11 protein-coding genes, 3 tRNA genes and 1 pseudogene are annotated in these 10,247 nt (G+C 42.2%); 12 read left to right on the top strand and 3 right to left on the bottom strand.

The window, feature by feature from the left end; genetic code table 11:
* Positions 1 to 54 precede the first annotated feature (54 nt).
* The 8 genes and pseudogenes from H740_RS00920 to H740_RS00885 all read left to right on the top strand — a co-directional run bounded on the left by H740_RS00920 (position 55) and on the right by H740_RS00885 (position 3,313).
* A tRNA-Leu gene (locus H740_RS00920) sits at positions 55 to 141 on the top strand.
* 10 nt (positions 142 to 151) lie between these two features.
* Positions 152 to 225: transfer RNA gene (locus tag H740_RS00915), tRNA-Cys, on the top strand.
* Positions 226 to 244: 19 nt separating this feature from the next.
* A complete protein-coding gene (locus H740_RS11800; RefSeq protein ID WP_002950394.1) occupies positions 245 to 400 on the top strand; it encodes a hypothetical protein in 156 nt (51 codons plus the stop codon).
* Between the two features lie 30 nt (positions 401 to 430).
* Positions 431 to 520 (top strand) — tRNA-Ser (locus H740_RS00910).
* Positions 521 to 677: 157 nt separating this feature from the next.
* Positions 678 to 1,217 carry a hypothetical protein gene (locus H740_RS00905; RefSeq protein WP_002950393.1) on the top strand — a complete coding sequence of 180 codons (540 nt, stop codon included), beginning with the start codon at positions 678 to 680 and terminating at the stop codon, positions 1,215 to 1,217.
* Positions 1,218 to 1,423: 206 nt separating this feature from the next.
* Positions 1,424 to 1,939 carry a hypothetical protein gene (locus H740_RS11795; protein ID WP_002950392.1) on the top strand — a complete coding sequence of 172 codons (516 nt, stop codon included), beginning with the start codon at positions 1,424 to 1,426 and terminating at the stop codon, positions 1,937 to 1,939.
* Complete coding sequence (locus H740_RS00895; RefSeq protein ID WP_002950389.1) at positions 1,936 to 2,148, top strand: hypothetical protein; 213 nt, start codon at positions 1,936 to 1,938, stop codon at positions 2,146 to 2,148. Before H740_RS11795 ends, H740_RS00895 begins: the two co-directional genes overlap by 4 nt.
* A gap of 356 nt (positions 2,149 to 2,504) precedes the next feature.
* Positions 2,505 to 3,313, top strand: a pseudogene (locus H740_RS00885) (IS1595 family transposase).
* Between the two features lie 145 nt (positions 3,314 to 3,458).
* Here H740_RS00885 and H740_RS00880 read toward each other — a convergent pair.
* A complete protein-coding gene (locus tag H740_RS00880; protein WP_002950386.1) occupies positions 3,459 to 3,947 on the bottom strand; it encodes a YbaK/prolyl-tRNA synthetase associated domain-containing protein in 489 nt (162 codons plus the stop codon).
* A gap of 205 nt (positions 3,948 to 4,152) precedes the next feature.
* Between H740_RS00880 and ung the strand changes: the two genes are divergently transcribed.
* Positions 4,153 to 4,839, top strand: a complete 687-nt coding sequence (ung, locus tag H740_RS00875; RefSeq protein WP_002950384.1) for a uracil-DNA glycosylase — start codon at positions 4,153 to 4,155, stop codon at positions 4,837 to 4,839.
* Between the two features lie 213 nt (positions 4,840 to 5,052).
* Here ung and H740_RS00870 read toward each other — a convergent pair whose 3' ends face one another.
* Positions 5,053 to 5,358 (bottom strand): hypothetical protein, encoded by a 306-nt coding sequence (locus H740_RS00870; RefSeq protein ID WP_002950383.1) that lies wholly within the window; start codon positions 5,356 to 5,358, stop codon positions 5,053 to 5,055.
* An 80-nt stretch (positions 5,359 to 5,438) separates the two neighbouring features.
* Here H740_RS00870 and H740_RS00865 point away from each other — a divergent pair, with 80 nt between their 5' ends.
* Positions 5,439 to 5,957, top strand: a complete 519-nt coding sequence (locus H740_RS00865; protein ID WP_002950382.1) for a pyridoxamine 5'-phosphate oxidase family protein — start codon at positions 5,439 to 5,441, stop codon at positions 5,955 to 5,957.
* A gap of 123 nt (positions 5,958 to 6,080) precedes the next feature.
* Here the strand turns inward: H740_RS00865 and H740_RS00860 are convergent, their stop codons facing one another.
* Complete coding sequence (locus H740_RS00860) at positions 6,081 to 6,350, bottom strand: DUF5339 domain-containing protein (RefSeq protein ID WP_002950381.1); 270 nt, start codon at positions 6,348 to 6,350, stop codon at positions 6,081 to 6,083.
* Between the two features lie 145 nt (positions 6,351 to 6,495).
* On the opposite strand from H740_RS00860, the gene H740_RS00855 reads away from it, so the two are divergent.
* Entirely contained in the window at positions 6,496 to 8,649 is a 2,154-nt protein-coding gene (locus H740_RS00855; RefSeq protein ID WP_002950380.1) for a TonB-dependent receptor domain-containing protein, read from the top strand.
* A gap of 227 nt (positions 8,650 to 8,876) precedes the next feature.
* Positions 8,877 to 10,061, top strand: coding sequence for a replication-associated recombination protein A (locus tag H740_RS00850; protein WP_002950379.1), 1,185 nt, complete (start codon positions 8,877 to 8,879; stop codon positions 10,059 to 10,061).
* Positions 10,062 to 10,247: the final 186 nt, after the last annotated feature.

Here is a 10,247-nt window from a genome sequence, read left to right as displayed (position 1 = left end):
CGCGAGTTCGAATCTCGTTTCCCGCTCCATCGGTTTTAAATTTAGGGAATTTTTGCCCGGGTGGCGGAATGGTAGACGCAAGGGACTTAAAATCCCTCGGTATTTTTTACCGTACCGGTTCAAGTCCGGTTTCGGGCACCATTGACTTTTAGGCGACATAGCCAAGTGGTAAGGCATGAGCCTGCAAAGCTTTGATCCCCGGTTCGAATCCGGGTGTCGCCTCCAAAAATTATAAGGAGAGAAAATGCGTTATTTACTAGTGCTATTATCTGCTGCTTTGTTTATGGTTGGCTGTTCAAATACTTGGCGTGGAGCCAAAGAGGACACTAATAATGCCGTTGAATGGTCAAAGGAAAAAGTCAACAAAGGCGCTTCCTATATTAAGGAAAAAACCGAATAAATTTGGCTATAATTAGCCAAAATATTTTTGCGGGAGATGGCTGAGCGGTCGAAAGCGGCGGTCTTGAAAACCGTTGAGGTGTGAAAGCCTCCTGGGGTTCGAATCCCTATCTCCCGGCCACTACCACTATTAAAATATATATTTAAATACCTGTATTTCAGCATTTTTAATCAGCTTATATCATCATATTTTCGTCTCAAATTTCGGACAATTTTATTTTGTTACACCAGATTTGGGTTTCTGTTACATCGTTTGCTTATTAGATTAGGAGTTTGCAATGACTTCTAAATTAATAACTCGAATCAAAAATAGACCAAGCTATTACTATTTCGATAAGGCCCTGAAAAATGATAAAATTATTACCGTCAAGTATTGTTTGTTTGCGGATAATGAGCTTGAAGCCAAAGCCACCGCTTTAAAAATAAAAAACGAAGCCGATAATAGACGTAATTCTGTTCAAACCAAAAAATTTATTGATTTACCGTTAAGATACAAGATACGCAACATTCAGAAAAATATTAAAAATAAATCGCATCGACTATCAACGACCGAATATAAAGAAATATTTGAAAAAGTTATATCGGGTATTTATGGGATTACCAAAGCCGACAACGATATGTTGGTCGATAGAAAAGAATGTCAAGAAAACGATAGACCAAAGAAAACACAAAAATCGATAAAATTTACGGATATAGCATCCAGATACGCTCAAAACGAAAGCAAGAAGTCAAATAGCAAAAACAGCGGATACTATCAAAGAGTAGCTAAGACGCTTGACGTTTATTTTAGGCGTAAGACATTGAGTCAAATTTCCTAAGAGAATTATATGATAAAAATCTAAAAGTAGATACAAAACTTAGTGATGATATAGCAAACTTTACAACTGGATTTGCAAAAGGTGGAATAAATCTTGTAAAAGATACAATAACGGGAGTTTATTATCTAGTAACAGACACAAAAGAGACAGCCAAAGGCATAGCAAATACTGTCTTAAATGTAGATACACTCATTTATAACGGCTTTATGAAAAGCGAGCTAGATACGGTATTAGGTGATTATGAGAGTGTAACTGCTAGAGACTTTGAATTTATAGCTGGGCTTACTGGATCTGGTACTATTACAAATAAAGCTGGAAAAGCAGCTTTGGATAGAGTTGGTAAAAAGTCTAGTGATTTGACTTCAAAAGCTATTTTAGATGATAAATTAAATTATGTATTTGGTAAAGCTACAGGAAATCAACATAATATCCAGCGCTCACAAAGCATGCAAATGGAATTGCGTAAAATAGGAATTAATGATACACCTGCTTTTAGAGAATATTTATCAAATCATTTAAATTCAGTTTTGCATGATTCTGATAGCATAATTAAAATCGAAAAACGAAGTTATATTGCAAAAGAGTTGCTAAATAAACCAACAATAGAATATACAGCTACTGTAAGAGAGAGTTTTTTAATGGGACCAATGGGTGGCGTTAAAATTGAATCTGTTTGGAATGGAAATAAGTTACTTAAAATTATTGCAAAGGGTGGCAAGTGAAAATAGAACTAATTACAATGCGTTTTGTTGAAAATTTAAAATATTTACAAGAAAAAGTCGGAATAGAAAATATTATATTTTGTGGAAATGATAAACAAAACGAATTTTTATATGTTCAATATGATGCAAAGAATTATGGTATAGCATATAGTAACCTAGGTGTGAAAGCGCAAGTTAGTATAGATATTGAAAAAAAATACTTTACATAGGTGCCAGTCAAAATTTTATTTGTATAGACATGAATATAAATAAAATTTTATTTAATAATGAACTTATTTTCCCGTTTTATGAAATGCTGAGTAGTAAAAATAGTGAATATTTGTATGTTGTGTGCGAATGTAATGTTATTTGCTATTATCATTCCGAGGAATTATGGCAAGTAGATTTCGTTGATATTATTTGTGATTACAAAATTATTGAAGATAAACTTTTTGTACAATGTGCTGATAAAACAGAGTATTTTGTTGAATTATCTAGTGGAATTAGTAAAAATAGCTTATATTAAAATTTTAGGCTCTCTTTAACTTAAGCTCACACAAAGGAGCAGTAAGTTACGATGAGAGCTATGAAAAACAGTTATATAGTCCGTTCAAGAATTTCTGAAGCTAAATTTATAGAAATTCTAAAGTACTTCACGGAGGATATGGAAGCATCAAAGATATTGAATTTAACTAAAATTTCAGAAGTAACGCTATGTAAAATTTTTAGAGAAATAAGAATTCTTATGTCTCAAGAATGTGAAAAGATAAGCAAATTTAGCAGTGAGATTTCCAGCTCACAAGCTCGCCTAGAAGCTTCGCTTTGAGATTAATGGAAGCTATTTTTACTTCGCTTCGCTCGTAACTGCGTCTTGAAAAGCTACGAGCGTAGTGAAGTAGAGCAGAACGGAGCTAAGAGAGTAAGAGGTAAAAGAGGTAGAGGAGTAAGCGGAAAGCAACCGGTATTTGGTATGCTTAAAAGAGATGGCAAAGTTTATACACAGATAGTTAAAAACTGCTCTGCAAATGAACTAACACCGATACTATCGGAATTTCTCAAAGAGAGTGCAAGCACAAGAGCGAATTAGATGATAGCGTCATATATTCTGATTGCTGGAAAGCCTATGATGGCTTAGTTGATTATGGAGCCAAAGCGCACTATAGAGTAAAGCATTCAAAGAATGAATTTGCTAACGGTAAAAGCCATATAAATGGCATTGAGAATTTCTGGGGATATGCCAAACATAGATTATCTAAATTTAAAGGGATAAAGAAAGAGAATTTCTTACTTCATCTTAAAGAATGCGAATTTAGATACAATAACAGTAAGGATACGAAAACTTTCTATCATATTTTACTAAAGATGATAAGAGGTCTTGTGAGTAGCAAGACGTAGTCGCAGCTAAAAATCCGCTTAGCTTATCTTGAGCCAAATAAATCATCCTTTAATAAATAAGTTGGCCAAATTTGAACCTAAAACAATTCCACACTATGCTTTTTGATTATTTTTTTATTCTTTGAGTCTGTTGATGGGTTAAATATCACTCCACCATCGCAAATTTGGCTAGTCTCGGCTGAGCTATTCGCTCGTAGTCTTTCGTATTTAAAATGATAGAATGATCTAGCAAACCCGCATTAAAGGCGAGCTCAGCATAGCGCGTAAGCAGGCTCGGATCGGCGATAAGCTCCAGCTCCTCATGAAAGCTAAACGGTGGAACGCTACCAAAAACGCAGTCGGTGAGTCGCATGACCTCATCGGGGCTTGCTAGACTTGCTCTAGTGCCGCCCAGTGCGTGTGCGATGAGCTGTAAATCGGCTTTGTAATCCGCCGGCAGCACAGCCAAAACATATCGTTTGGCGCCTCCGCCCTTTACGATGCAAACGAGTGCCTTTGCCCCCTGCCCTAGCTCCGTGCCGCGCGCAACGGCAACCTCAGCCGATGTTTTTGCGCTAGCGTGAGATACGGTGCGAAAGTCCGCATTTTGCGAGCTTAGTAGCTCTTTTAGCTTCTCAAAAATTTGCTCAGACATCGTTGTTCCTTTATTTAAAATTTAGTTTAAATTATACAGCAAATTTTAAAACCGCCCTGCTCTTTTTTGGAAATTTAACAAGCTAAATGCATCTAAATTTGACCACATCTTGAGCCGCTTAAATTTAAATATTTTTGGCTATCATTTCGTAAATTTGCCTTAAAATAAATGTAAAGAAAAAGAGCAAATTTACAAAGGAAAAATCATGCAGATCGACAAAATCCAAATCGAAGCGGGTTGGAAAGAAGCGCTAAAGGAGGAGTTTTTGAGCGAAAATTTTGCTCGCATAAAGGAAAATTTCTTGCAAGCAAAGGCCGCCGGCGAGGTATATCCGCCAAACGCGCTGATATTTAACGCCTTTAATCTCACGCCGTTTAACGCCGTCAAAGTCGTGATCCTAGGCCAAGACCCGTACCACGGCGCAGGGCAGGCGATGGGGCTAAGCTTTTCCGTACCGCACGGCGTCAAAATCCCGCCGAGCCTCGCCAACATCTACAAAGAAATCCGCGACGATCTGGGCATAACTGAGCCAAACTCAGGTGATCTGAGCTACTGGGCGAAGCAGGGCGTACTGCTGCTAAATGCGACGCTAAGCGTTAGTGTAGGGCAGGCTAACTCGCACTCAAATTTCGGCTGGCAGGAGTTTACGGATGCTGCGATCAGGAAGCTTAGCGATCGCGCCGAGAACGTAGTTTTCATGCTATGGGGCAACCCGGCTAAAGCCAAAATCCCTCTCATCAACGCTAACAAACACCTTGTACTAACAGCAGCGCATCCAAGTCCGTTAGCGCGTGGCGCGTTTTTTGGCTGCAGGCACTTTTCAAAGGCGAATTTATATCTCGCCGAGCACGGCAAAGCGCCGATAGATTGGGATTTAAACAACGCGATTTAGGGTGCTTTGATGTGGGGCGCGACAAAACGAGCTTTTATGATTTGGCTAAAGCAAGTTTGCAAAATTTTAGTAAGCATACGATTTTAATTGCGCCAGGCCACATCAAATTTGCATTCAAAAGCTTGCCAGACTAGGTTTGGCGGGTTTCAAATTTGATTGTAGAGCTTTTTGCTCTACTCGGCAAAAGCGGCTCAAATTTTCTATAAAACAGGCCTACTTTTGCGCCTTTTCTGCTCTCATCTCATCTAGCACGGATTTTATCTTGGCCGATTCGCGCTCGCAAAATTTCTCGTCACCGCTTTGTATGATTAGCGCCGCTTGGCCATCCTGCGCTTTTTGTAGCTCGCTAAATTTAAGCTCAAAGAGCCTAAAGGCCTGCGGATCGTCTTTTAGCTGCTTAGATTTTATTTCGTAAAGCTCGTTTAGGTAAATTTTGCTTTGCTTTACGTACTCCTCGCACGCGTTTTGAGCGCCTAAAGCCAGCGCGCCCAGAGCACAAAATATCAATATTTTTCTCATCGCCATCCTTTAAAATTTGCGAAATTATACACTTTTTTAGGGTTTAAATTTTATAATTTTCAAAAATTTAAAGGCGGAAAATGAGACGAAAAGATAGAGAATTAACTGCGCAGGAGGGGCTTGCGATCATCGATGCGTGCGAATACGGCACGATATCTTGCATTGGTGAGGCGGGCGAGATTTTTAGCGTGCCGATCTCGGTCGTACGCGAGGGCGAGAGCGTATTTTTGCACGGCGCGCCCGCGGGCTCTAAGGCAAAGCTGCTAAAAGACGGCAAAAACGTGACGCTGGTTTGCGTGAGCTACGCGCGGGTACCGGTTCTAACGGACGAGCAGCTAGACTCGATCAAGGACGACGGCAAGGCACTTGGCGCAAAAGTCTTTACGACCGAGTACAAATCCGCCGTCGCCGCAACCAAGGCCTACGTCGTGACGGACGAGGCGGCGAGGCTGCATGCGCTACGGCTACTTAGCGAAAAATATACGCCAAACTACATGAGGACCTTCGACGTAGCGGCGGCTCACGGGCTAAAGGCGATGAATATCTACGAGCTAAAGATCGCGAGCATAACGGCAAAGGCGAAGATTATTCGGGATTAAATTTACGTTTTATACGTCCTTATAGTAGTAAATTTGATGCTAAAATTTGATAAATATATAAAATTTGGATAGTAACAAAGAATTTGAAAAAACAAAAAATCCCTCCAAGCGGAGGGATAAAAATTATTTAGGTAGCGTAGCTATAACTTGTTTCATTTGGTCAAGAGCAGGTTTGCAAGCGGCCTCTTGAGAGTCTTTTGGAAGCTGAGCAAACTGAGCTTTTTGGCTCTCGTAAGTAGATTTCATAGCCGCCATCTGCGGGTTGTCTTTTGTTTTTTCAACAAACTCGTCAACTAGCTTAAAGTACTCTTCGCAAGAAGGTGAAAGCTCGGCTGCTACGGCAGATACGCTCATAACGCCCAATGCGGCAACTACTAACAATGACTTCTTCATGTGTTCTCCTTAAATGAAATAGAATTGAATTATATCACTTTTTCTGTAAGATAAATTTAAAAGTTTATAAAAAATGTAAGTTAATTTAAATAAAAAATAGATAAAATTATACCTATTATCAATTTCTTAATATAAAGGATAAGCTATGGGTAAATTTAGCATCATTGCGGCTGCGGTTTTGTTAAGCGCAGCCTCGGGTCTCGCGCAAGCGGGAGATTCGGGCGCCAAGTTTAAGCGCACCGATAGCAATGCTACGGGATCGGTGAAGTTGGATATGGTATCCGTCACGGCAAATAGGAGCGAAACCGACGTCGCTAAATACGCCGGCCAGGTCAGCGTCCTAAATCAAAACGACCTGGTAAAATCGCCGTCCGTCATCGACGCCCTTGGCTCGGTGCCCGGCGTAATGCTCGGAAACGACCACGGTAGACAAGTCGGCCAGTACTACAACATCCGCGGCTTTGGTTATCAAAGTGAAGCGCGCGTCATCATCGAACAAGACGGTATCAAGCGCTCGCCTTCGCTTTTTTCTAATCAAATTTCAACCTTTCGCGTGGATAACGACTTGCTAAAACGCGTCGAGGTCGTAAAGGGCGCTAGCTCCGTGCTGCACGGCAGCGGCGCGATCGGCGGTATCGTTAGTATGAGAACCAAGGACGTGAGCGACTTTATAAACCCGGGCAGCGACTACGGCGTCACGATCGGCCACCGCCAAGAGAGCAACCACATGAACTCAAATCGAGCCGCCATCGCAGCTAAACCTACGGAAAATTTCGGCATTTTACTCTATGGCAAGCATGCGGACTTCGGCAAGATAAAGATGGCTAGAGACGGCAAACGCTCGGGCGTGAAATACGCGGAAAACGACGAGCAGGTAAACACCGTCTTTGCCAAAACCGAGTGGGCGATAACCGACGAGCATGCTTTGGAGGCTAGCGTATTTAACTACCACGAAAAATTCTCCTCCTCGCCTTGGCAGTCGCTTTTCTGGAGCGAGGATGCGGAGCTGCCTACCTCTGGACGGCTAAAACAGCGAGACTATAGCGTGATATACAAATATACTCCGCTAAATAACAGATGGATAAATTTCTCCGCTCAGTACTACAACGCAAAAGCCCTAAATCACAGGATCAGAACTGGCTTTAGTAGAGGCAATCCCGTCTATATCGACTACAAAAACAAAGACGACAGATGGGGAGTCAGGCTCAAAAACGAAAGCCTCTTTAACACCGGCGTGCTAGAGCACAGACTAGTCACCGGTATCGACTACGAGCATAGAAAAGAAGACGCGATATTTTGGTACAACGGCGAGCTTAGCGACTTCGGTTCGTTTCCTAATTTTTACAAAGACCTCGGTGTCTACGCGCAGGATGTATTTAGCGTAGGTAGATTCGAGTTTACTTTAGGCGGCAGGTTTGATAAATTTAAACGCGGAGTCAAAAGCGGCGATCACAACTCATACTCGGAGTCTAGATTTTCTCCAAAACTGGGCCTTGCGTACGAAGTTTTTGACGGCGTAAATTTACTCGCGGGTTATGCGGAGACCTTTAGAGGACCGACGCCAAACGAGACGTCGTCGGCCGGCCCGCTAAATCCGCATTACTGGTACATACCAAATCCCGACCTAAAACCTGAAATCGCAAAAGAGTACGAAGTAGGCTTTTCTATCGACAAGCAGGGGCTTTTGGGCGATGATGAGCTATACTTTAAAGCCACTTACTACGACGGCAACATCAAAGATATGATAAATTTAAAAGCGAGACCGGATAAAGGCAATCCGCCATTTGACGCCGAAGCGCCGGGCAGACGCTACGGTATGTACGAAAACGTCGATAACGCAAAGCGCCGAGGCGTCGAGATCGAGTCCAAATACGCGATAAACAACCTTACATTCTCGCTCGGATACGACCATACGAAAATTTACGACAAAGCGACCAAAAAGATACTCACCGTCTATGCTGATAAGCTAACTTTGGGCGCGATGTATAGATACGAGCCGTGGGGGCTTAGTTTGGGCGGCGACATGACGCATTGGTTTAGGCCTAACAACGACGAGAAATACTACGTCGTGCGCGGTCAAAAATACGAATACGTAGATGAAACCTTTACTATCGTAAATTTTAAAGGCCGATGGGAGCCGAAAAATTTCGACAGCTATTTGCTAAACAAAGGGCTAAAAATTAGCTTTGGCGTAAACAATATCTTTAACAAAGAGTACATTTTCGCAAACGGATTTAAAAATACGACCAGAGTGGGTAAAGGCAGGAACTTCTACGTAGATTTTGAAAAGACGTTTTAAATTTGACGCGGCGAGCGAGCCAAATTTGGCTTAAATTTGGTTCGCTTTTGCTGTTAAATTTGCCGTTTTTGACGGCTCGTTTTGTTTAAATTTTGTATTTTCTGGGAGTAGGGTGCTAGCATAAAATTTTGCTTTTTTACCCGCTCAAATTTGACCCGTCCGCTCCTGTAAATCCGCTTCTTAATTTAAATTTGACTATAATGTCTTAAAATTTAAAAGGAACAAATTTGCAAAATTTCGCCTTGAAATTTCGTCCGCGCAGCTTAGACGAGATCTGCGGACAGCGCGAGCTGGTGGGTGTTTTTAAAAAATTTATCGAAAATAAAAAAATCCCGCACAGCATATTTTACGGACCTGCTGGCTGCGGTAAGACTAGCTTTGCTCGCGTCGTCGCGCGGTCGATGGAGTATGATTTTTACGAATTTGACGGCGGAAATCTCAAGATCGAGGAGTTTCGCAAAATCCTAAAAAACCACGAAAATGCGCTCTCTAAGCCGCTATTTTTCATCGACGAGATCCACCGCCTCAGCAAAACGCAGCAAGAAGCCCTGCTGATACCGATGGAAAACTACCGCGCCGCCATCATCGGAGCCAGCACGGAAAATCCATATTTCACGCTAAGCTCGGGCATCCGCAGTCGCTCGATGCTCTTTGAGTTTAAGCCGCTTGCGAGCGAGGATTTTGAAAAATTGCTTGAGCGCGTGAGGGGCGAGGTAAAATTTGACATCTCAGACGAAGCCAAAGCCTATCTCGTAAAAAGCAGCGGCGGAGATGCGCGCGGACTGTTAAATTTGCTCGAGTTTGCCGTTAGTCTGGGCGAAGAAATAACGTTAGAGAATTTAAAAACGCTGCGAGCTAACGCGGTTAGCGAAGGAGTTAGCGAGGATGATGTGCATTACGGGCTGGCGAGTGCGTTTATAAAAAGCCTGCGGGGAAGCGACGAAAACGCCGTCATGTACTATCTGGCACGGCTTATAGACGCGGGCGAGAGCGCTGATTTTATCGCGCGAAGGATGGCGATATTTGCCAGCGAGGATATCGGTAACGCAAACCCTAACGCGCTAAATTTAGCCGCTAACGCGCTAGCTGTCGTTAGCAAGATCGGTTTTCCTGAAGCGCGGATAATCCTGGCTCAATGCGCGATGTATCTGGCTCACTCGCCAAAGTCAAACTCCAGCTACAAGGCCATAAACGCCGCACTAGCCTATGTAAAAAACGAGCCGCCGCTAGCCATCCCGCCCTATCTCATCAACACCGCGCCCGAGGCCAAGGACTATCTGTATCCGCATAGCTTTGGCGGCTGGGTAGAGCAAAAATATCTCGAAAAGCCGCTTAAATTTTACGAGAGCAACGGCATCGGCTTTGAAAAAACGCTGGACGAGTGGCTGGCTAAAATAAAATCTAAGGGCTAAATTTGCAAGGCTTGTAGCTGGAGGCAAAATTTAAATGGCTTACATTAAATTTATGCCGATCAAATTTACCTATGGTGTCACGTCAAATTTTACAAAAAGCGGCGCGGTCAAATTTACCGCATTTTTAACTTTTGCGTTTTTACAGGTTTGTTAAATTTCTCGGTAAAATTTCCTAAAACCGCCGTC

This window comes from Campylobacter showae CC57C (assembly GCF_000344295.2).
Lineage (GTDB): Bacteria > Campylobacterota > Campylobacteria > Campylobacterales > Campylobacteraceae > Campylobacter_A > Campylobacter_A showae_B.
This window is presented reverse-complemented; position numbering and strand designations above follow the sequence as displayed.